Source organism: Pseudomonas sp. KH_017, assembly GCF_057840285.1.
The window spans coordinates 1711794-1731437 of record NZ_CM174509.1 but is presented as its reverse complement, the minus strand read 5'-3'; the positions used below and the strand labels follow the sequence as shown (position 1 = coordinate 1731437).

Genomic DNA, 19644 nt, shown 5'->3' with positions numbered 1-19644 from the left:
CCACATTTAATCTCTATCCTCCTGGCGAAACTCGGTCAAATGTGGGAGCGGGCTTGCTCGCGAATGGGGCAACTCGATCCATTGATCAAAGCCAGATCGCGTCCCACAACGGATAGTCACCAAGCTTCTCGACCAGCCCTCCCCGCAATGGGTTAGCCACAACGTATCGAGCCAGCTTTACCAAATCCTCTTCTTTTCTCAGCGCACGGTCATGAAAACTCTGTTGCCAGAGGCTCCCCGTTCTGCCTGTTGCCCTATTGATTGCACGAGTACTCAAGGATTTCGCCTGACACATCAGCTGCGCAAGCGATCCCTTTTGCAATTGAATCAGCCAATGGAAATGATCCGGCATGACCACCCACGCCAGTGTTTCGGCAAAGCCGTCATCCTGTGCTTGCCTGAATTGGTGAACAACCAGTCTGCCCAGGGTGTAATCCCTGAAAACAGGTTCTCGTTTCAGGGTATTGGCAGTCAGTAGGTAAATGCGGTTTTGCTCGGCGTAGCGGCCGATGCGCAGACGGTGTGATGCTGACAGCTCAGGCATTCCTTGCCCTCTCTCATGTTGAAATCATGAAAAGGCTAGTTCAGCGACTACACGATTGTGGGGGCAGACCTTTAGCTGGATGTGTCTGGGAGATTGCCTTCGCGAGCAAGCCCGCTCCCACACTTGATCGCTGACGTTCACAAAATTTGTGTACGCAAAAAATCCAATGTGGGAGCGGGCTTGCTCGCGAAAGCGGTAGTTCAGTCAGCGAAGATCAAGCCGCCACCCCAGCATCAGCCACCAACCCCAACGCCTCGATGGCATTGATCGCGCACTGCTCATCGACATCCGACAGATCGCCGCTGATCCCCACCGCCCCCAGCACGTTCCCGTCCTGATCGCGAACCAGCACACCACCCGGTGCCGGCACGACGCTGCCCTGCCCCAGGCTGTTCAACGCGGCGATAAACGCCGGGCGTTGCTGGGCGTCCAGCGCCAGCAGGCGTGAGCCCTTGCCCAGCGCGATGGCGCCCCAGGCTTTGCCGATGGCGACGTGCGGGCGCAGCAGGCTGGCGCCGTCTTCGCGTTGCAGGGTGATCAGATGCCCGCCGGCATCCAGTACCGCAATGGTCAAGGGTGCCGCAGAGATTGCACGCCCTGCGTTGATGGCCTCGTTGACCAGGTTGACTGCGACTTTCAAGGTTAAAGCGCTCATGGTGCCGTCCTCATTTTGTTTTTCGGAAAGTCGGTGGGCTGCGGCACAAGTGCGCACGCTTGCGTCGCAGCCCGATGCAACAAATAGAACACAATGAATTATTTTTTTGTATACAATAATTCTCGAAAGGCGCCACATGCGACGAAAAGCCACAGCAGAACGGGCTTCCGACGAATGAAACAAGCGCTTGAGAAAATGGATTGACCTGCGCCGTCCGCCGTGAATACACTCTGCGCAAAGCCACTTGTATACAATTACAAAACGTAAAGAGGCACAAAACCATGAGCAAAATGAGAGCAATCGAAGCCGCCGTTCTGGTGATGCGCCGTGAAGGGGTCGATACCGCTTTTGGCATCCCGGGTGCCGCCATCAACCCGCTGTACTCCGCCCTGCAAAAGGTCGGCGGCATCGATCACGTACTCGCTCGCCACGTTGAAGGCGCCTCGCACATGGCCGAGGGCTACACCCGCACCAAGGCCGGCAACATCGGCGTGTGCATCGGCACTTCCGGCCCTGCCGGCACCGACATGGTCACCGGGCTCTACAGCGCCTCGGCCGACTCGATTCCAATCCTCTGCATTACCGGCCAGGCACCCCGCGCCCGTATGCACAAGGAAGACTTCCAGGCTGTCGACATCACCACCATCGTCAAGCCAGTGACCAAGTGGGCAACCACCGTCATGGAACCGGGCCAGGTGCCTTACGCGTTCCAGAAAGCCTTTTATGAAATGCGCTCCGGCCGTCCAGGCCCGGTGCTGATCGACCTGCCGTTCGACGTGCAGATGGCCGAAATCGAATTCGACATCGATGCTTACCAGCCGCTGCCATTGGCCAAGCCGAGCGCTACCCGCGTCCAGGTTGAAAAAGCCTTGGCCATGCTGGATCAGGCCGAGCGTCCATTGCTGGTCGCTGGTGGTGGCATCATCAACGCCGATGCCAGCGATCTGCTGGTCGAGTTCGCTGAGCTGACCGGCATCCCGGTCATCCCGACCCTGATGGGCTGGGGCACCATTCCGGACGATCACCCGCTGATGGTGGGCATGGTTGGCTTGCAGACCTCGCACCGCTACGGCAACGCGACCATGCTGAAATCCGACGTGGTTCTGGGTATCGGTAACCGTTGGGCCAACCGTCACACCGGTTCGGTCGACGTCTACACCGAAGGCCGCAAGTTCATTCACGTCGACATCGAAGGCACTCAGATCGGCCGCGTGTTCACCCCGGACCTGGGCATCGTGTCCGACGCCGCTGCCGCGCTGACCGTGTTCATCGAAGTCGCTCGTGAATGGCAAGCCGCCGGCAAGCTGAAGAACCGCAGCGCCTGGCTGCAAGACTGCCAGCAGCGTAAAGCCAGCCTGCAGCGCAAGACTCACTTCGACAACGTGCCGGTCAAGCCGCAGCGTGTATACGAAGAGATGAACCAGGTGTTCGGCAAAGACACCTGCTACGTCAGCACCATCGGTCTGTCGCAGATTGCCGGCGCACAGTTCCTGCACGTCTACAAGCCGCGCCACTGGATCAACTGTGGTCAGGCAGGCCCGTTGGGCTGGACCATTCCTGCAGCGCTGGGCGTGGTCAAGGCTGATCCGAACCGTAAAGTCGTGGCCCTGTCGGGGGACTATGACTTCCAGTTCATGATCGAGGAATTGGCGGTGGGTGCGCAGTTCAAGCTGCCGTACATTCATGTTGTGGTGAACAACTCGTACCTGGGTCTGATCCGTCAGGCGCAGCGCGGTTTCGACATGGACTACTGCGTACAGCTGTCCTTCGACAACCTGAACGCGCCGGAACTCAACGGCTACGGTGTCGACCACGTCGCAGTTGCCGAAGGCCTCGGCTGCAAGGCACTGCGCGTATTCGAACCGGCTCAGATCCAGCCTGCCCTGCGCAAGGCCCAGGAGCTGATCGAAGAGTTCAAGGTGCCGGTGATCGTCGAGATCATCCTGGAGCGCGTGACCAACATTTCCATGGGCACCGAGATCAACGCCGTCAACGAATTCGAAGACCTGGCGCTGGTCGGCGACGACGCACCGACTGCGATTTCGTTGCTGGATTAACTGCTGACCGCTCCCCCTGTGGGAGCGGGCTTGCTCGCGAAGAGGGAGTGTCAGTCGACATCAATGTTGACTGAACCACCGCCTTCGCGAGCAAGCCCGCTCCCACAGAGGACATCAAACACATACAGGAGACCACCATGCCGCGTTTCGCAGCCAACCTGTCCATGCTGTTCACCGAACAGGACTTTCTCGCCCGTTTCGAAGCGGCCGCCAAGGCCGGCTTCACTGGTGTCGAATACCTGTTCCCGTACGACTTCAGCTCCGCCGAAATCAAGGCCCAGCTCGACGCACACGGCCTGACCCAAGTGCTGTTCAACCTGCCGGCCGGTGACTGGGCCAAGGGCGAGCGCGGTATCGCGTGCCTGCCGGACCGGGTCGAAGAGTTCCGTGCCGGTGTCGACCTGGCCATCGCTTACGCGCAAGTGCTGGGCAACACCCAGGTCAACTGCCTGGCCGGTATTCGTCCGCAGGGCTTTGACGATGCCACCGTGGAGAAGACCTTCGTCGCCAACCTCAAGTACGCGGCCGACAAGCTGCAAGCGGCGGGTATCAAGCTGGTGATGGAAGCGATCAACACCCGTGACATCCCAGGCTTCTACCTGAACAACACGGCGCAAGCCCTGTCGATTCGCGAGCAGGTCGGCAGCGCCAACCTGTTCCTGCAATACGACATCTACCACATGCAAATCATGGAAGGCGATCTGGCCCGCACCCTGCAATCGCACCTGGGCGAGATCAACCACGTGCAGCTCGCGGACAACCCTGGGCGCAACGAACCTGGTACCGGTGAAATCAACTACCGCTTCCTGTTCGAACACCTGGACCGCATCGGTTACCAGGGCTGGGTAGGCTGCGAATACAAGCCGCTGACCACCACTGAAGCGGGCCTGGGCTGGTTGAAGACCCATAACGCGATCTGACCCATTACCTGTAGGAGCGAGCTTGCTCGCGAAGAACGATCAGGCGCCGCGTTTACTCAGGCAGCAAGCGTTTTCGTTGAGGTTTTTCGCGAGCAAGCTCGCTCCTACAGACAGCACAAAAACAAGAGGATTTTCTCATGGCTAAAATCGGATTTATCGGCACCGGCATCATGGGCCACCCAATGGCGGCGAACCTGCAGAAAGCCGGTCACAGCCTGTTCCTGTCGGCCCACCACGACCCTGCGCCTGCCGACCTGATCGCCGCTGGCGCCGTTGCCCTGGCGAACCCGAAAGAAGTTGCCCAGGAAGCCGAGTTCATCATCGTCATGGTGCCCGATACCCCGCAGGTCGATGACGTGCTGTTCCGTGCCGACGGCATCGCTGCTGGCGTGGGCAAAGGCAAAGTCGTCATCGACATGAGCTCGATCTCGCCGACTGCCACCAAGGCCTTCGCTGCAAAGATCAATGAAAAAGGCGCGCAATACCTCGACGCCCCGGTATCCGGTGGTGAAGTCGGCGCCAAGGCTGCGACCCTGAGCATCATGGTCGGCGGTGATGCCGACGCCTTCGAACGCGCCCTGCCGCTGTTCCAGGCCATGGGCAAGAACATCACCCTGGTCGGTGGCAACGGCGACGGTCAAACCGCCAAGGTAGCCAACCAGATCATCGTGGCCCTGAACATCCAGGCCGTGGCTGAAGCCCTGCTGTTCGCTTCGAAAAACGGTGCCGATCCAGCCAAGGTGCGTGAAGCACTGATGGGCGGTTTCGCGTCCTCGAAGATCCTCGAAGTGCACGGCGAGCGCATGATCAAGGGCACCTTCGATCCAGGCTTCCGCATCAGCCTGCACCAGAAGGACCTGAACCTGGCCCTGCAAGGTGCCAAGGAGCTGAACATCAACCTGCCGAACACCGCCAACACCCAGCAAGTGTTCAGCACCTGCGCGGCCATCGGTGGCAGCAACTGGGACCACTCGGCGCTGATCAAGGGCCTGGAACACATGGCGAACTTCTCGATTCGCGACAAGAAGTAAGCCCTGCCCCATCCCCATGTGGGAGCGGGCTTGCTCGCGAAAGCGTCAGGTCAGTCAACATCCCTGTTGAATTTGAAGCCGCATTCGCGAGCAAGCCCGCTCCCACACTGGACCGAGTTGCTCTACCTCAAATAACAAGAATTCCGGGAGCCCGCCATGTCGGTCGATCCGCAACAATTGCTGCGCGAGCTGTTTGCCACAGCCATCGACGCGGCGCATCCGCAACAAGTCCTCGAAGCCCATTTGCCTGCCGACCGTAGCGGCCGCGTGATCGTCATTGGCGCCGGCAAAGCCGCAGCCGCCATGGCCCAGGTGGTCGAGCGCTGCTGGCAGGGTGAAATCTGCGGCCTGGTGGTGACCCGTTACGGTCACGGCGCACCTTGCGAAAAAATCGAAGTAGTCGAAGCCGCACATCCGGTACCGGACGCTGCCGGTCTGGCCGTGGCCAAGCGCGTGCTGGAACTGGTCAGCGACCTGAACGAATCCGACCGCGTGATCTTCCTGCTCTCCGGTGGTGGCTCTGCCCTGCTGGCACTGCCGGCCGAAGGCATCACCCTGGCCGACAAGCAGTCGATCAACAAAGCCCTGCTCAAGTCCGGCGCGACCATCGGCGAGATGAACTGCGTGCGCAAGCACCTCTCGGCGATCAAGGGCGGCCGCCTGGGTAAAGCCTGCTGGCCTGCCACGGTCTACACCTATGCGATTTCCGATGTGCCGGGCGACCTCGCAACGGTCATCGCCTCCGGCCCTACCGTGGCCGACCCGAGCACGTCGGCCGAAGCGCTGGCGATCCTCAAGCGCTACGCCATCGAGGTTCCGGTCTCGGTGCGCAGCTGGCTGCAAAGCCCTGAGTCGGAAACCGTCAAACCCGGCGACCCGAGCCTGGCCCGCAGTCATTTCCAGTTGATCGCCCGCCCGCAGCAATCCCTTGAAGCGGCCGCAGTGAAATGCCGTCAGGCCGGGTTCAGCCCGCTGATCCTCGGCGACCTCGAAGGCGAATCCCGCGAGGTGGCGAAAGTCCACGCCGGCATCGCACGACAGATCGTCCTGCATGGCCAGCCGCTGGCGGCGCCCTGCGTGATTCTCTCTGGCGGTGAAACCACCGTCACCGTGCGCGGCAATGGCCGTGGCGGACGCAATGCCGAGTTCCTGCTCAGCCTGACCGACAGCCTCAAGGGCCTGCCCGGCGTCTACGCGCTGGCCGGTGACACCGACGGCATCGACGGTTCCGAAGACAACGCCGGCGCGATCATGACCCCGGACAGCTACGCCCGCGCCGCGGCAAAGGGCCTGAGCGCCAGCGACGAGTTGGACAACAACAACGGTTACGGCTACTTCGAGGCGCTCGACGCCCTGATCGTCACCGAGCCGACCCGTACCAACGTCAACGACTTCCGCGCCATTCTGATCCTTGAGAGCACTAAACATGACGCCTGATAAAAAGGTCAAAATCCTCGCCACGCTCGGCCCGGCCACCGACGGCATCGACGCCATCCGTGAGCTGGTGCTGGCCGGGGTCAACATCTTCCGCCTGAACTTCAGCCATGGTGATCACGCCGACCACGCCCAGCGTTTCCAGTGGATTCGTGAAGTCGAGCGCCAGCTGAATTATCCATTGGGCATCCTGATGGACCTGCAAGGCCCGAAACTGCGGGTCGGCAAGTTTGCCGAAGGCAAGGTGCAACTGGTGCGCGGCCAGGCCTTGCGCCTGGACCTTGATGCCACGCCGGGCGATGAGCGCCGGGTCAACCTGCCGCACCCGGAAATCATCGCCGCCCTGGAGCCGGGCATGGACCTGCTGCTGGACGACGGCAAGCTGCGTCTGCGGGTGGTGACCAAATACGCCGACGCCATCGACACCACCGTGCTCAACGGCGGCGAACTGTCGGACCGCAAAGGCGTGAACGTGCCGCAAGCGGTGCTCGACCTGAGCCCGCTGACCGCCAAGGATCGCCGCGACTTGACCTTCGGTCTGGAGCTGGGTGTGGACTGGGTGGCGCTGTCGTTCGTGCAACGTCCCGATGACATCCGCGAAGCCCGCACCCTGATCGGCGACAAGGCGTTCCTGATGGCCAAGATCGAGAAGCCCTCGGCCGTCGAACAACTGCGCGAGATCGCCGAACTGAGCGACGCGATCATGGTTGCCCGTGGTGACCTGGGCGTGGAAGTGCCGGCCGAAAGCGTGCCGCAGATCCAGAAGAACATCATCAGCACCTGCCGCCAGCTCGGCAAACCGGTGGTGGTGGCGACGCAGATGCTGGAGTCGATGCGCTTCTCACCGGCGCCAACCCGCGCCGAAGTCACCGATGTCGCCAACGCCGTGGCCGAAGGTGCGGACGCGGTGATGCTGTCGGCGGAAACCGCGTCCGGCGAATACCCGCTCGAAGCCGTGCAGATGATGAGCAAGATCATCCGCCAGGTGGAAAACGGTCCGGACTATCAGACTCAACTCGACGTCAGCCGACCGAAAGCCGAGGCGACTGTTTCCGACGCGATCAGTTGCGCCATTCGCCGCATCAGCAACGTGCTGCCGGTGGCGGTGCTGGTGAACTACAGCGAGTCTGGCGCATCGAGCCTGCGTGCGGCGCGGGAGCGGCCGACGGTGCCGATCCTCAACCTGACACCGAACCTGCAGACCGCCCGTCGCCTGAGCGTGGCGTGGGGTGTGCACTCGGTGGTCAACGACCGCCTGCGTCAGGTCGATGAAGTCTGCTCGACGGCACTGGAGATCGCACAGGCCCAGGGCATGGCACAGCGTGGCGACACGTTATTGATCACTGCGGGTGTGCCGTTTGGGCAGCCGGGGTCGACTAACTCTTTGCGCATCGAGACATTGATCTAGCGCTTGAACTGGCCTCTTCGCGAGCAAGCCCGCTCCCACAGTTGATCTGTGTGCACCACAGAATCAATGACTGAACAAAGATTCAATGTGGGAGCGGGCTTGCTCGCGAAGCAGGCGACACGATTCACCGGAAACACCACAGACTTCATCATGCCTGCCAACCATTTCAACACCCACTGTCCCGACTGGGCCGAAGCATTGCTCAACGGCTTCAGCCAGATCTTTCTCCAGCGCAATCCGCTGTGCGGCCTGCTGTGCGTCCTGGCCATTTTGTTCACTGCACCCGCCTTGCTCGGCGGCGCCTTGCTCGGTGGTGTCGCCGGGCTGCTCACTGCGCAACGCCGCAACTATGCCAAGGCTGATCGTCAGGCCGGGTTGTTCAGCTACAACGGCGTGCTGCTCGGACTGTTGCTGAGCCTTTATTTCCCCTGGTCGGCGATGATGCCGCCACTGATTCTGGCCGCCGGTGGCCTGAGCGCGATGGTCACCCAGCAGTGGCTCAAGCGCGTCCGGTTCAGCCAATGCCTGCCGGCCTACACCGCACCCTTCGTCGGACTTGGCTGGTTGCTGCTGTGCTTCGCCACGCCCTCGACAGAGCCGCATTTGATCGAAGTCAGCACCCTGAACATGCTCGCCGCCCCCCTCAAAGGCCTCGGCCAGGTGATGTTCCTCGGTCATCCGCTGGCCGGTGCGATGATTGCCGCCGGTCTGCTGATCGCTGATCGCCGCGCATTCTGCTGGGCGTTGTTGGCCTCTGTCGCGGGCATGGGCTGGAGCCTGCTGAACCACGATTTCTATACCGCACTGCTCGGCCTCGGTGGCTATAACGCCGTGCTGGCCGCCCTCGCCTTCAGCTCGCAGCGTCGCCAACCGTGGCTGCCGCTGGTTGGCATCGGCCTGGCGCTGTTGCTGACGCCGGTGTTTGCCGCCATCGGTCTGCCCACGCTGACCGCGCCGTTCATTCTTGCCGGCTGGCTGATTCGCAGCGTCGTGCAAATGCTCGGCAAAGCCACGGTCGAAAGCGCGCCTTGCACTCCCGGGGAGAATCAACCTAGGCTGCGCTGATTTGCGGCCAAGGCGATATGCATGAACAGCAACGACACGTGGCGTAATCGCCTGTACGTGATTATTTTCCAGACCGACACCGTTGCCGGTCGACGCTTCGACACCAGCCTGCTGCTGATCATCCTCGCCAGCCTGGTGGTGGTGATCCTGGACAGCATCGATGAAGTCCACCAGAACTACGCCAGCCTGCTGGCGTACATCGAGTGGGGCTTCACGGTGATCTTCCTCGGCGAGTACATCCTGCGCCTGTACTGCTCGCCCAAGCCCCTGCGCTATGCCTTCAGTTTCTATGGGCTGGTGGACCTGCTGGCCATCGTGCCCGGGATCCTCGCGCTGTACTACAGCGATGCCCAGTACCTGCTGATCATCCGGGTCATCCGGATGCTGCGGATCTTCCGCGTGCTCAAGCTCGGCCCGTACCTCAAACAAGCCCATTACCTGCTCGATGCCTTGCGCGGCAGCAAGCAGAAAATCCTCGTGTTCCTGCTCAGCGTCTGCACGCTGGTCATCGTGTTCGGCACGTTGATGTACGTGGTCGAAGGCCCGCAACATGGTTTCACCAGCATTCCCAAGGGCATTTACTGGGCTATCGTGACCTTGACCACCGTCGGGTACGGCGACATCGTGCCCAAGACCGTACTGGGCCAGGTCATCTCGTCGATGGTGATGATCACCGGTTACTCGATCATCGCCGTGCCCACCGGGATCTTCACCGCCGAACTGGCCACGGCCATGCGTGGCGGCCAGCTGCATCGCGACTGCCCGGTGTGCGCCAAGGACAGCCATGAACCCGAGGCGTCGTTCTGCTCCCGTTGCGGTAACGCACTATTCAAAAAACTGGAATAAGCAAAGAGCTTTTTAATCTTTATGGGACTAAACGAGCCCAGTTATAGTCGCTGGCAAATTGCCCCGCTTTTAATAGAACAAGGAATGCGCAGTGAAAAAACTCTTTGGCGCCTCACTTCTCGCCGCTGGCCTGGCCCTGGGCAACATCGCCCAGGCTGCACCGACCCTGCTCAACGTTTCCTACGACGTGATGCGAGATTTCTACAAGGACTACAACACTGCGTTCCAGAAACACTGGCAAGCCGAGCACAACGAAAACATCACCCTGCAAATGTCCTTCGGCGGCTCCAGCAAACAGGCGCGTTCGGTCATCGACGGTTTGCCGGCCGATGTCATCACCATGAACATGGCCACCGACATCAACGCCCTGGCGGACAACGGCAAACTGGTCCCGGACAACTGGGTCACGCGCCTGCCGAACAACAGCGCGCCGTTCACCTCGGCCACCGTGTTCATCGTGCGCAAGGGCAACCCGAAAGCCCTGAAAGACTGGCCGGACCTGCTCAAGGACGGCGTTCAGGTCATCGTCCCGAACCCGAAAACCTCCGGTAACGGTCGCTACACCTACCTCTCGGCCTGGGGCTACGTGCTGAAAAACGGCGGCGACGAGAACAAGGCCAAAGACTTCGTCGGCAAGCTGTTCAAGCAAGCGCCGGTACTCGACACCGGTGGCCGTGCCGCCACCACCACCTTCATGACCAACCAGATCGGCGACGTGCTGGTGACCTTCGAGAACGAAGCGGAAATGATCGCCCGCGAGTTCGGCCGTGATCAGTTCGAAGTCATCTACCCAAGCGTTTCCGCCGAAGCCGAACCACCGGTGTCGGTGGTCGACAAGACCGTCGACAAGAAAGGCACCCGTGCAGCGGCCGAGGAATACCTGAAGTACCTGTGGTCGCCGCAAGGCCAGGAGATTGCCGCGGCGAACTACCTGCGCCCGCGTGACCCGGCCGTGCTGGCCAAGTACACCGACCGCTTCCCGAAAGTGGACTTCCTGTCGGTGGAGAAAACCTTCGGCGACTGGCGCACCGTGCAGAAGACCCACTTCAATGATGGCGGGATTTTCGACCAGATCTACAGCGGTCAGTAATCGCTGAGCGGCAATGAATAAGGCGACCTGTGCAGGTCGCCTTTTTTGTACGGATCAGAATTCACTGCAAATCCATTGTGGGAGCGGGCTTGCTCGCGAAGACTGCGGATCAATCAACACATCTGTTGAATGTCAGACCGTCATCGTCGGAACGCCGCCCGGACCAAGCTCGCTCCCACAGGTTCTGCGACATCCCGCTACATAGGCGGCGTCACGCCATCCTTGCCCGCCGAGATGGATTGAGCGGTGAGCGTACCGTCCGCACCCTGCGTCACAAAGCTCACGATCTTCACGCCCACCTTCAACAGGCTGCGATCGGCCGGCACCAGGTTGACGATGGGTACGTCTTCGGGCACCAGAATCTTCTGTTGGCCGCCCTTGTAGTTGACGGTCAGCACCCGGCCATTGCTCACCACCAGGTCGCCGACGCTACCGTTGGTCATGCTGCTGCCCTTGACCAGGTCAAACGGCCGATGACCGTCGCCACTGCCGGCCAGCTCCGGCGGAAAAACGTGGACCTCCAGGGCTTTGAGGGTGCCATCCTCCTGGGGAACAGCTGCGGAGCCAATGTAGCTGCCGGGCTTGATGTCTTCGATGTTGGCCAGGGTCACGGCGCGGACCTTGGTGTCCTTGGTCAGGTTGACCACCACATTGTCGCCGCTGTTGGCATGGACTTTCAGAATGTCCGGACCGACACCTGTGATCTCGCCGCGCACACCGATGCGCATGCCCGGCGCATCTTCGGCCTGAGCCAGGCCAGCGTTGAATACACTGATCAAGGTGACGACGGAAACCCAGCGAATCAGCTGACGAAACTTTACCTTCATGGGACGGCCCTCCGGTGGTGAGACAGGGAGAGAGAACATAAGCACGCTATCGAACAAGATGTAAGTGAATGTATCATTCACCTGCATAGTTCTGACGCAAGGCTCTTCGACGGACGACACACGCGTTCGTCAGTCATTCCGCAATGGAATGACTGCTATCACTCCAATCCCGCTTCCGCCGTTTCAGTCAGCCCATTAGCCTGCGCGCATTCCTTTCCGTACAGCGAGACCCGTTATGAACCCAGCGACCCAGGTGTCCCACGGCACCGCGACAATGACCCCAGGCATGGTGCTGCTGTTCGCCTTCTGCTGCGGCGCGATTGTCGCCAACATCTACTACGCCCAGCCGATCATCGGCCTGATCGCTCCGGACATCGGCCTGACCAACACCATGGCCAGCCTGATCGTTTCCCTGACCCAGATCGGCTATGCGCTGGGGCTGTTTTTCCTGGTGCCGCTGGGGGATCTGCTGGAGAACCGCCGGTTGATGATCATCACCACCCTGGTGGCAATTGTCAGCCTGCTGGGCGCGGCGTTCACCGATCAGCCGAACGTGTTTTTGCTGATTTCGCTGTTGGTGGGGTTCAGTTCGGTGTCGGTGCAGATCCTGATTCCGTTGGCCGCGCATCTGGCGCCGGAAGAAACCCGTGGCCGTGTGGTGGGCGGGATCATGGGCGGTTTGTTGCTCGGCATTTTGCTGGCCCGACCGGTGTCCAGCGTGGTGGCCGACCACTTCGGCTGGCGGGCGATGTTCATGATTGCCGCGGTGTTGATGGCGGCCATCAGCATCGTGCTGGCCGTGACCATTCCCAAGCGAGAGCCTGATCACAGCGCTTCCTATGGCCAATTGCTGGGCTCGCTGTGGACGCTGTTGCGCAAACAACCGGTGCTGCGCCAGCGGGCGTTTTACCAGGGCTGCATGTTTGCCACCTTCAGCCTGTTCTGGACCGCCGTGCCACTGGAACTGGCGCGCAATCACGGTTTGTCGCAAAGCGAGATCGCGATTTTCGCCCTGGTGGGCGCCATCGGCGCCATCGCCGCCCCCATCGCCGGACGCCTGGCCGATGCCGGTCACACCCGCATCGCCTCGTTGCTGGCCCTGCTGTTCGCCAGCCTGAGTTTCATGCCGGCGTTTATCCATCCGGCCTACAGCGTCATCGGCCTGGCAGTGACCGGCGTGGTGCTCGACTTCTGCGTGCAGATGAACATGGTTCTCGGCCAGCGCGCGGTCTACGCCCTCGACGGCAAAAGCCGCAGCCGCCTGAATGCGCTGTACATGACCAGCATCTTCATCGGCGGCGCCTTCGGCTCTTCGGTGGCCAGCGCGGTGTACGAACACGGCGGCTGGTTGTGGATCGTGATCGTCGGCAGCGCGTTTCCGTTGCTGGCATTGTTGCGGTTCTTGAGTGTTTCGCCGAAGGCTTCATTGGCGACGGCTTAAGGCCTCAAAAGCTTCGCGGGCAAGCCCGCGAAGGCGATCTGGCCGAGACAACTCATTGCCGAACCAGCTTCTCCATCGCCGCATCCGCCAGAAAGGAGGAACGGCTTTTGACGTTGTGCTCGCGCACATAACGGTCGATGCGCTGGATCACATAGCCGGGCAGTGTGACATTGACCTTCTCGGTCTTGCCCATGTACGGCGAGATGTCCAGTTCCAGCATGCCCCAGCCCATGTCGGCGAACTCGGGATTGCCACGGTGCAGCGCCGCCGAAGTCGGCATCGGAACCGTATCGCCGTCTGCCACCATCTCCTGCAACATGATGTGGGCAATTTCGACGGCGGCGTTGTAAGCCTCTTCAAAGGTATCCCCGGCGGTCACCGCGCCTGGAATATCGGGGATCTGGATACCGATGGCGGTGTTCTCGTCGCCCCATTCGATACAGATTGGATATTGCATTATGGATCTCCTGCGTAACTGGCTGGCGGGCAGTACAGCCCGGCTCGCCGCCTGATGCTCTTGACCGTCCCGATCGGTAAATCCTTTTTTGGATGAGGGACGGGAATGGTGTACGGGTTGTAAGGGTGCGTGAAGATGTGATGACTGCCAGTGACCCGGTCCAGGGTCCAACCCGCTTCCACCAACTCCTTGATCAATAGCCTGCTCTGCACCACCAGCCTCCTTGCTTGGCAAAAACAAAAATAACCCTAGAGTTATCTTTACTCAAGCACAAAAAACCGAAGTGCGACGTCCGGTTGTTTTACAGAGTGTGATGAAAGCCTCTGATGAAAGCCCCACCATTCCCCCCAAAAACGATGATCCGTCCTGGACATTGCCGATGCCGGCGCGCTATGTGATCGGGCAAGATGGCGTGATCCGTTACGCCGAGGTCAACCCCGATTACACTCAGCGCCCAGATCCTGAAGCGATGCTGGATGCGATTCGCGGTTGACCCGTTCAAGTGTCGCCTGACTGTCGCCACATATCCCTTGTGGGAGCGGGCTTGCTCGCGAAAGCAGTGTTTCAGTCGACGTCAATGTTGAATGTCTGCCCGCATTCGCGAGCAAGCCCGCTCCCACACTGGATCTTCACAGCCATTCGAATTGCACAAGGACCTTCAATGGACCGCCTCGGCGCAATGGAAACCTTCGTCTACGTGGTGGAAACCGGTTCGTTTTCCGCCGCGGCCCGGCGCTTGAACATCGGCCAGCCAGCCGTGTCGAAAACCATCGCGCAGCTCGAATCACGGTTGGCGGTGCGACTGTTGCTGCGTTCTACCCGGGGCCTGACGCCCACCGAGGCCGGGCTGGCCTTTTTCGAGCGGGCCAAGCGCGCCATCGAAGAAGCCGACGAGGCCGATAACGCCGCACGGGGTTCCGCCAGTGGGCTGAGTGGCAACCTGCGCATCTGCGCGGCGGTCACCTTCGGTCGGCTGCACATCGTTCCGCACCTGGGCCCCTTCCTGGAGCAAAACCCGGCGCTGAACATCGATCTGATGCTCGATGATCGCAACGTCAACCTGGTGGAAGAAGGCGTCGACATCGCCCTGCGCATGGGCGTGCTGAGCGACTCGGGCCTGACCGCCCGCAAAATCGCCGAATGCCGGCGCATGGTACTGGGCACGCCGGCGTACTTCGCAAAACACGGCGAGCCCACCTACCCCGCCGATCTGCGCAAGCATCAGGCCATCCTCTACACCCTCGGTGGCGGTGCCAGTTGGCAGTTCAACAAGGCCGGCGAGGAGCAGTCGGTGAACATCAGCGGCCGGATCCGCGTCAACGCCGCCGAAGGCCTGCGTGAAGCCGTGCTGGCCGATCAAGGGTTGACCATGGCCTCGCAATGGATGTTCGCGCCGGAACTGGCCGACGGTTCGGTCCGGGAAGTGATGACGGACTGGGCACTGCCGAACCTGGATCTGTGGGCGGTGTTCCCCACCGGGAGAATGGCCAGCGCCAAGGCTCGGGCGTTTGTGGAGTATGTGCAGGGGTTGTTGATGAACGAGGTTTGAAAGCATCCGTTTCGTTTATTGCGATTTTCGATTAATTCGAATAGCCTGCCATCATCGATTATTCAGAATATTGGAAACCGTCATGTCGACCGTCATTCATCCGCCAATCAATTTGCCCGCGAAACACGAAATACAGGCCGCAATCGAGGGGCAACGCACCCTGGCGGCCTATCTCGCCACCCGGTTCGAAACTCAGCACATCCAGATATTCGATGAGCAGAACGAAGCGCATAACATCGAACTGCCCACCTCGGCACTCCGTTTGCTGGTCGATATTCTGGCGGAGCTCGCAGCCGGTAACGCAGTGAAAGTAGTCCCGGTCCATGCTGAACTGACTACGCAAGAAGCGGCGGACCTGCTCAATGTCTCACGTCCACACCTGATCAAACTGCTCGAATCCGGCGAACTGTCCTACCACAAAACCGGCAAGCACCGACGTGTGCGCTTTGCCGATTTGATGGACTATAAAAACCGGCGCGACACCGCCAGCGAGCAAGCAATGATGCTTCTCGCCGAGCAGGCACAGGCGTTAAGGACAGGATACGAGTGAGGCACACTTCATTTACCGCTGTATATGACGCTTGTGTTCTTTACCCCGCTCCCTTGAGAGACTTTCTGATGTGGCTCGCGCTCTCCGGGCTTTTCAGGGCGAAGTGGTCAGTGGCAATACACGATGAATGGAAACGCAATCTGCTAAGAAACCGCCCGGATCTCAACGCTGCGCAATTGAATCGCACCTGCGAGCTAATGGATCTGGCGATCCCCGACGCCTGCGTGTCGGGGTACGAAGCTTTGATACAAGGACTGACGCTGCCCGACGCGGATGACCGACATGTCCTGGCGGCTGCCATTCGTTGCAACGCCAGCGTCATTGTCACCTTCAACCAGAAAGACTTCCCCCGCACCGCGCTGCAACCTTATGGCATCGAGGCCCAGCACCCCGACGAGTTCGTCGATAACCTTTTCGACCTGGATCCGGCAGCTGTGGTCGCCGCGACACAACGACAGCGCAAGCAACTGAAGGCCCCACCGATGAACACTGACACTTATCTCGATCTCTTGTTACGTCAAGGCCTGGTTCAGTCGGTCAAGGCATTGAACAGTTTCCGGGCAATGCTCTGAAAATCACCACGCCTGATCGCTACAACACACACCCATCAAACCCGACCCTGACATTCGCCGGCAATTCACCTCGATGCGCCATAAACCAGGCATCCAGGGTATGCCCGACATGGGTCAATACCGCCGACTTCGGCTGCAACTCATCGATGCACTGCAAGGCCAGGTTCAGGTCGTTGTGATTGCGCGGTGCCTGGGGTTGCGGCGGCATGGAGCAATCCAGCACCAGCACATCCAGTGGTTCACGCCGCAGCCAGCTCAATGTGTCCGGCGGCAGGCCTACGGTGTCGGTCAGGTAGGCGATTCGCCGCCCTTCTCCTTCCAGCAGATAACCGAGGGTCGGTTTCGAGTGTTGCAGCGGCAGCGCGGTGACGCTGAGCGCGCCGAACTGCCGGGTTTCGAAGCTAACAAACGGTTGGCTGAAATCGAGAATGCCGGGGTGTTTGTAGAGGTCGGCCAGGCCTTCCGGGTCCACGGGACCGTGGACCGGAATCACCAGGCCCTGGCCCCAGCGCATATGCAACAGGCCCTGGGCGTGATCGGCGTGGTAGTGGGTCTGGAAAATGCCGTTGAAACTGCGCGGCGGGAAACGTTCGCACAGGTCAGGCAAACCGCTGTCGATCAACCAGCGTTGATCTGCGCACTCGATCAGCGCACTGCATGGTCGACGCTGCAAGCGTTCATCGTGGCGGGCCACATCGCAAGCCACACATTCGCAGCCGTAGACCGGCACTTGTCGGGCATCACCAGTGCCCAGCAACGTCAGGCGCATGGGGCTTGCTCGTCAATGCAGGCCAGCAAGCGTTCGACCGTAGACTCCAGCGACCCGGAGTTGTCGAGCAAGTGCACGGCCGGATCTTCAGCCAGCAGCCGCTCGTTGAATCGGGTATTGCGTGCCAGGCGCTGATCGATCTCGACCAATGATTCTCGCCCGCGTTCCAGCAGTCGTTGGCGCAACACCGCTTGATCTACAGCCAGCAACAGCACCAATGCCTTCGGATAACGTAGGCGGGTGTTCTGCAAATGCCCCCGCGAGCCATTGACCAGTACGTCCTGGCCGGCGGCCAGCCAATCGTCGATTTCCCGCGGGATGCCATAGGACAACCCATTGGCGTGCCAGCTCAGGGCAAATACCCCTTGAGCTTCCATGTCGGCAAACTGCTGCGCGCTGACGCCCAGCGCCGCCTCGCCCACGGCTTCGGCCGAGCGGGTAATGACTCGCCGTACCATACGGCAGCCGCGTTCGGCCAACCGCGTTCGCGCGGCATCCAGCAGGCTGTCCTTGCCCGAACCTGAAGGCCCGATGAGATAGATCAACCTGCCTGCCATCAAAACACCCTCTTCGCTTGTCGCCATACTTGCTGGACCACCGGCAAACCGTCCTGACTGCGCGCTTGCAGCAGGTCGGCACGCAACCCCGGAGCAATTTCACCGCGATCAGTCAAACCAGCCGCCCGGGCCGGATTCAGGCTGACCAGGCGCACCGCTTCGGCCAGACCGATCCGCTCACTTTGCGCCGCCAGCGCGAACGCCGATTGCAGCAGGCTCGCCGGGTAGTAGTCGCTGGACAGAATATCCAGCAAACCTTCGGCGGCCAGATCGAAGGCGGCCACGTTACCCGAGTGCGACCCGCCGCGCACGATGTTCGGTGCGCCCATCAACACATTCATGCCGTGCTCCCGGCAACCGCGCGCGGCCTCGACGGTGGTCGGGAACTCGGCGATGGTCATGCCGTAGCGCGCCGACTCCTCGACGTGGGCCAGGGTCGCGTCATCATGACTGGCCACGGACAAGCCAAGGGCCAGGCAGTGCTCGACAATCGCCGCGCGGTAGCGGTCGCTGTAGGTGCGCGAGTTGGCCATCTGCAAAGTGATGAAATCATCCATCTGCGTGGTGGTCAGATGGTACTTGCCCATGTAGTACTCACGGTACTTGGATTCCAGCACGAACTGGCGCTGACCCGGCGAATGGTCCATCACCGACACCAGTTGCACCAGCGGGTTCTCCACCAGATCGCGAAACACGCTGAGCGTGTCCGGGTGGCACAGTTCGCAGCGCAAGTGCAGGCGGTGTTCGGCGCGGGTCAGCCCGGCGTCGGAGGTTTTGGAGATAGCGTCGAGCATCGCCGGCAGTTTCTGCATGCGATTACCCTTGGGGTTCACGTCGCCGATGGACACTGCGTCGAATACCGTGGTGATGCCCGCCGCGATGATCTGCGCATCGTGACTGAGCACCGCCGGTACCGACGGCCAGTCCACGCCCGGACGCGGGGTCATGTGGCGTTCCAGGTTGTCGGTGTGCAGTTCCACCAGACCCGGCAGAAGATAATCGCCATTGAGGTCCAGGGCCTGGGGCAAACGGCTCGGGCCTTCGGCGACCTCGGCGATCAAGCCGTCGCGCAGCACCACGGTGCCGTAGAACACACGGTCAGCGGTGACCAGTTGGGCATTGCTGAGGATCTGTTCAACGGGCATCGGCGTATTCCTCTTGGTTCACGGCGGCTGGGGTCATGTCGAGATGGCGATCGGCAACCGCCTCGCGGGCGATGCGGTCGTGGAAGATGCCGATCAGCGCGGCACCGGCGTTCTTGGCTTCGTTCATCAACTCCAGCACCACCTGGCGATTGCTGTCGTCGAGTGAGGCAGTCGGTTCATCGAGCAACATCACCGGCCACGCCACCATGAAACCGCGGGCGATGTTGACCCGCTGCTGTTCGCCACCGGAGAAGGTGCCAGGCGCCAGTTGCCAGAGGCGTTGCGGAATGTTCAGGCGGCTGAGCAAGGATTCAGCTCGTGCTTGCGCCTGCTCTTTCGACCAGCCGCGGGCCAGGGCCGGCTCCATCACCACGTCCAGGCACGCCACCCGCGGGATCACCCGCAGGAACTGACTGACATAACCCAGGGTGCGTTGGCGCACTTGCAGGATGTCCCGGGGCTCGGCGCCCACCAGCTCCCGCCATTGGCCGTCGTGCTGCACGCGGATGCTGCCACCCGCCGGCAGGTAGTTGCCATACAGGGTGCGCAGCAAGGTGCTCTTGCCCGCGCCGGACTGACCATGCAGCACCAGGCATTCGCCGCCCGCCACACTGAAATCCACTGCGCGCAGCACATTGAGAACCACGCCGTTCTGCTGATGCAACGTGAAGGTTTTCGAGAGGTCACGGACCTCGATCAAGGTATTCATCGCAGGGTTTTCCACTAT

At 60.9% G+C, this 19644-nt stretch carries 22 protein-coding genes; 13 read left to right on the top strand and 9 right to left on the bottom strand.

Going from position 1 to position 19644, the window contains the following annotated elements; all coding sequences use genetic code 11:
* Positions 1-85 precede the first annotated feature (85 nt).
* Both AC3IT6_RS07870 and AC3IT6_RS07865 read right to left on the bottom strand, forming a co-directional pair.
* A complete protein-coding gene (locus AC3IT6_RS07870) occupies positions 86-544 on the bottom strand; it encodes an REP-associated tyrosine transposase (RefSeq protein ID WP_489354811.1) in 459 nt (152 codons plus the stop codon).
* 214 nt (positions 545-758) lie between these two features.
* A complete protein-coding gene (locus tag AC3IT6_RS07865; protein WP_218475308.1) occupies positions 759-1199 on the bottom strand; it encodes a GlcG/HbpS family heme-binding protein in 441 nt (146 codons plus the stop codon).
* 281 nt (positions 1200-1480) lie between these two features.
* Between AC3IT6_RS07865 and gcl the strand changes: the two genes are divergently transcribed.
* The 8 genes from gcl (at position 1481) to AC3IT6_RS07825 (ending at position 11050) form a co-directional block, all read left to right on the top strand.
* Positions 1481-3256: a glyoxylate carboligase gene (gene gcl, locus AC3IT6_RS07860; RefSeq protein ID WP_223447957.1), complete on the top strand. Its 1776-nt coding sequence runs from the start codon at positions 1481-1483 to the stop codon at positions 3254-3256.
* Positions 3257-3393: 137 nt separating this feature from the next.
* Positions 3394-4176, top strand: coding sequence for a hydroxypyruvate isomerase (hyi, locus tag AC3IT6_RS07855; RefSeq protein ID WP_458370862.1), 783 nt, complete (start codon positions 3394-3396; stop codon positions 4174-4176).
* A 137-nt stretch (positions 4177-4313) separates the two neighbouring features.
* Positions 4314-5207: a 2-hydroxy-3-oxopropionate reductase gene (locus AC3IT6_RS07850; RefSeq protein ID WP_223447959.1), complete on the top strand. Its 894-nt coding sequence runs from the start codon at positions 4314-4316 to the stop codon at positions 5205-5207.
* 156 nt (positions 5208-5363) lie between these two features.
* Positions 5364-6644 carry a glycerate kinase type-2 family protein gene (locus AC3IT6_RS07845; RefSeq protein ID WP_489354810.1) on the top strand — a complete coding sequence of 427 codons (1281 nt, stop codon included), beginning with the start codon at positions 5364-5366 and terminating at the stop codon, positions 6642-6644.
* The gene (gene pyk, locus AC3IT6_RS07840) at positions 6634-8049 is read left to right on the top strand and encodes a pyruvate kinase (protein WP_046037667.1); all 1416 of its coding nucleotides are present in this window, start codon (positions 6634-6636) and stop codon (positions 8047-8049) included. Before AC3IT6_RS07845 ends, pyk begins: the two co-directional genes overlap by 11 nt.
* A 150-nt stretch (positions 8050-8199) precedes the next feature.
* Positions 8200-9114 (top strand): urea transporter, encoded by a 915-nt coding sequence (locus AC3IT6_RS07835; protein ID WP_489354809.1) that lies wholly within the window; start codon positions 8200-8202, stop codon positions 9112-9114.
* Positions 9115-9135: 21 nt separating this feature from the next.
* Positions 9136-9960: an ion transporter gene (locus AC3IT6_RS07830; RefSeq protein ID WP_223447961.1), complete on the top strand. Its 825-nt coding sequence runs from the start codon at positions 9136-9138 to the stop codon at positions 9958-9960.
* Positions 9961-10051: 91 nt separating this feature from the next.
* Positions 10052-11050, top strand: coding sequence for a sulfate ABC transporter substrate-binding protein (locus AC3IT6_RS07825; protein ID WP_489354808.1), 999 nt, complete (start codon positions 10052-10054; stop codon positions 11048-11050).
* 197 nt (positions 11051-11247) lie between these two features.
* Here AC3IT6_RS07825 and AC3IT6_RS07820 read toward each other — a convergent pair whose 3' ends face one another.
* Positions 11248-11877 (bottom strand): hypothetical protein, encoded by a 630-nt coding sequence (locus AC3IT6_RS07820; protein WP_489354807.1) that lies wholly within the window; start codon positions 11875-11877, stop codon positions 11248-11250.
* Between the two features lie 235 nt (positions 11878-12112).
* Here AC3IT6_RS07820 and AC3IT6_RS07815 point away from each other — a divergent pair, with 235 nt between their 5' ends.
* Entirely contained in the window at positions 12113-13318 is a 1206-nt protein-coding gene (locus tag AC3IT6_RS07815) for an MFS transporter (RefSeq protein ID WP_489354806.1), read from the top strand.
* Positions 13319-13370: 52 nt separating this feature from the next.
* On the opposite strand, the gene AC3IT6_RS07810 is transcribed toward AC3IT6_RS07815, so the two are convergent.
* Together AC3IT6_RS07810 and AC3IT6_RS07805 are read right to left on the bottom strand one after the other, a co-directional pair.
* Positions 13371-13775 (bottom strand): type II toxin-antitoxin system HicB family antitoxin, encoded by a 405-nt coding sequence (locus AC3IT6_RS07810; protein ID WP_223447965.1) that lies wholly within the window; start codon positions 13773-13775, stop codon positions 13371-13373.
* Entirely contained in the window at positions 13775-13987 is a 213-nt protein-coding gene (locus tag AC3IT6_RS07805) for a type II toxin-antitoxin system HicA family toxin (RefSeq protein ID WP_223447966.1), read from the bottom strand. Before AC3IT6_RS07805 ends, AC3IT6_RS07810 begins: the two co-directional genes overlap by 1 nt.
* Positions 13988-13998: 11 nt before the next feature.
* On the opposite strand from AC3IT6_RS07805, the gene AC3IT6_RS07800 reads away from it, so the two are divergent.
* From AC3IT6_RS07800 to AC3IT6_RS07785, 4 genes are all read left to right on the top strand, one after another.
* The gene (locus AC3IT6_RS07800; RefSeq protein ID WP_489354805.1) at positions 13999-14268 is read left to right on the top strand and encodes a thioredoxin domain-containing protein; all 270 of its coding nucleotides are present in this window, start codon (positions 13999-14001) and stop codon (positions 14266-14268) included.
* A gap of 168 nt (positions 14269-14436) precedes the next feature.
* Complete coding sequence (locus AC3IT6_RS07795; RefSeq protein WP_489354804.1) at positions 14437-15324, top strand: LysR family transcriptional regulator; 888 nt, start codon at positions 14437-14439, stop codon at positions 15322-15324.
* A gap of 82 nt (positions 15325-15406) precedes the next feature.
* On the top strand, positions 15407-15874 hold the full coding sequence (locus AC3IT6_RS07790) for a helix-turn-helix domain-containing protein (protein ID WP_095964055.1): 468 nt from the start codon (positions 15407-15409) through the stop codon (positions 15872-15874).
* Entirely contained in the window at positions 15871-16446 is a 576-nt protein-coding gene (locus AC3IT6_RS07785; protein ID WP_489354803.1) for a VapC50 family PIN domain-containing toxin, read from the top strand. Before AC3IT6_RS07790 ends, AC3IT6_RS07785 begins: the two co-directional genes overlap by 4 nt.
* A 19-nt stretch (positions 16447-16465) precedes the next feature.
* Here AC3IT6_RS07785 and phnP read toward each other — a convergent pair whose 3' ends face one another.
* Genes phnP through phnL form a run of 4 tightly spaced genes read right to left on the bottom strand, consistent with a single transcriptional unit; the run spans position 16466 to position 19626 of the window.
* A complete protein-coding gene (gene phnP, locus AC3IT6_RS07780; RefSeq protein WP_489354802.1) occupies positions 16466-17215 on the bottom strand; it encodes a phosphonate metabolism protein PhnP in 750 nt (249 codons plus the stop codon).
* Positions 17206-17772, bottom strand: a complete 567-nt coding sequence (gene phnN, locus AC3IT6_RS07775; protein ID WP_489354801.1) for a phosphonate metabolism protein/1,5-bisphosphokinase (PRPP-forming) PhnN — start codon at positions 17770-17772, stop codon at positions 17206-17208. Before phnN ends, phnP begins: the two co-directional genes overlap by 10 nt.
* Positions 17772-18917: an alpha-D-ribose 1-methylphosphonate 5-triphosphate diphosphatase gene (locus tag AC3IT6_RS07770; RefSeq protein WP_489354800.1), complete on the bottom strand. Its 1146-nt coding sequence runs from the start codon at positions 18915-18917 to the stop codon at positions 17772-17774. Before AC3IT6_RS07770 ends, phnN begins: the two co-directional genes overlap by 1 nt.
* Positions 18907-19626 (bottom strand): phosphonate C-P lyase system protein PhnL, encoded by a 720-nt coding sequence (gene phnL, locus AC3IT6_RS07765; RefSeq protein ID WP_489354799.1) that lies wholly within the window; start codon positions 19624-19626, stop codon positions 18907-18909. The genes AC3IT6_RS07770 and phnL overlap by 11 nt, the downstream gene beginning before the upstream one ends.
* Between the last annotated feature and the right edge of the window lie 18 nt (positions 19627-19644).

Bases quoted from the DNA above. Each gene is read 5' to 3' on its own strand.
- AC3IT6_RS07870 (WP_489354811.1), bottom strand. From the start codon at position 544: ATGCCTGAGCTGTCAGCATCACACCGTCTGCGCATCGGCCGCTACGCC.
- AC3IT6_RS07865 (WP_218475308.1), bottom strand. From the start codon at position 1,199: ATGAGCGCTTTAACCTTGAAAGTCGCAGTCAACCTGGTCAACGAGGCC.
- gcl (WP_223447957.1), top strand. From the start codon at position 1,481: ATGAGCAAAATGAGAGCAATCGAAGCCGCCGTTCTGGTGATGCGCCGT.
- hyi (WP_458370862.1), top strand. From the start codon at position 3,394: ATGCCGCGTTTCGCAGCCAACCTGTCCATGCTGTTCACCGAACAGGAC.
- AC3IT6_RS07850 (WP_223447959.1), top strand. From the start codon at position 4,314: ATGGCTAAAATCGGATTTATCGGCACCGGCATCATGGGCCACCCAATG.
- AC3IT6_RS07845 (WP_489354810.1), top strand. From the start codon at position 5,364: ATGTCGGTCGATCCGCAACAATTGCTGCGCGAGCTGTTTGCCACAGCC.
- pyk (WP_046037667.1), top strand. From the start codon at position 6,634: ATGACGCCTGATAAAAAGGTCAAAATCCTCGCCACGCTCGGCCCGGCC.
- AC3IT6_RS07835 (WP_489354809.1), top strand. From the start codon at position 8,200: ATGCCTGCCAACCATTTCAACACCCACTGTCCCGACTGGGCCGAAGCA.
- AC3IT6_RS07830 (WP_223447961.1), top strand. From the start codon at position 9,136: ATGAACAGCAACGACACGTGGCGTAATCGCCTGTACGTGATTATTTTC.
- AC3IT6_RS07820 (WP_489354807.1), bottom strand. From the start codon at position 11,877: ATGAAGGTAAAGTTTCGTCAGCTGATTCGCTGGGTTTCCGTCGTCACC.
- AC3IT6_RS07815 (WP_489354806.1), top strand. From the start codon at position 12,113: ATGAACCCAGCGACCCAGGTGTCCCACGGCACCGCGACAATGACCCCA.
- AC3IT6_RS07810 (WP_223447965.1), bottom strand. From the start codon at position 13,775: ATGCAATATCCAATCTGTATCGAATGGGGCGACGAGAACACCGCCATC.
- AC3IT6_RS07795 (WP_489354804.1), top strand. From the start codon at position 14,437: ATGGACCGCCTCGGCGCAATGGAAACCTTCGTCTACGTGGTGGAAACC.
- AC3IT6_RS07790 (WP_095964055.1), top strand. From the start codon at position 15,407: ATGTCGACCGTCATTCATCCGCCAATCAATTTGCCCGCGAAACACGAA.
- phnP (WP_489354802.1), bottom strand. From the start codon at position 17,215: ATGCGCCTGACGTTGCTGGGCACTGGTGATGCCCGACAAGTGCCGGTC.
- phnN (WP_489354801.1), bottom strand. From the start codon at position 17,772: ATGGCAGGCAGGTTGATCTATCTCATCGGGCCTTCAGGTTCGGGCAAG.
- AC3IT6_RS07770 (WP_489354800.1), bottom strand. From the start codon at position 18,917: ATGCCCGTTGAACAGATCCTCAGCAATGCCCAACTGGTCACCGCTGAC.
- phnL (WP_489354799.1), bottom strand. From the start codon at position 19,626: ATGAATACCTTGATCGAGGTCCGTGACCTCTCGAAAACCTTCACGTTG.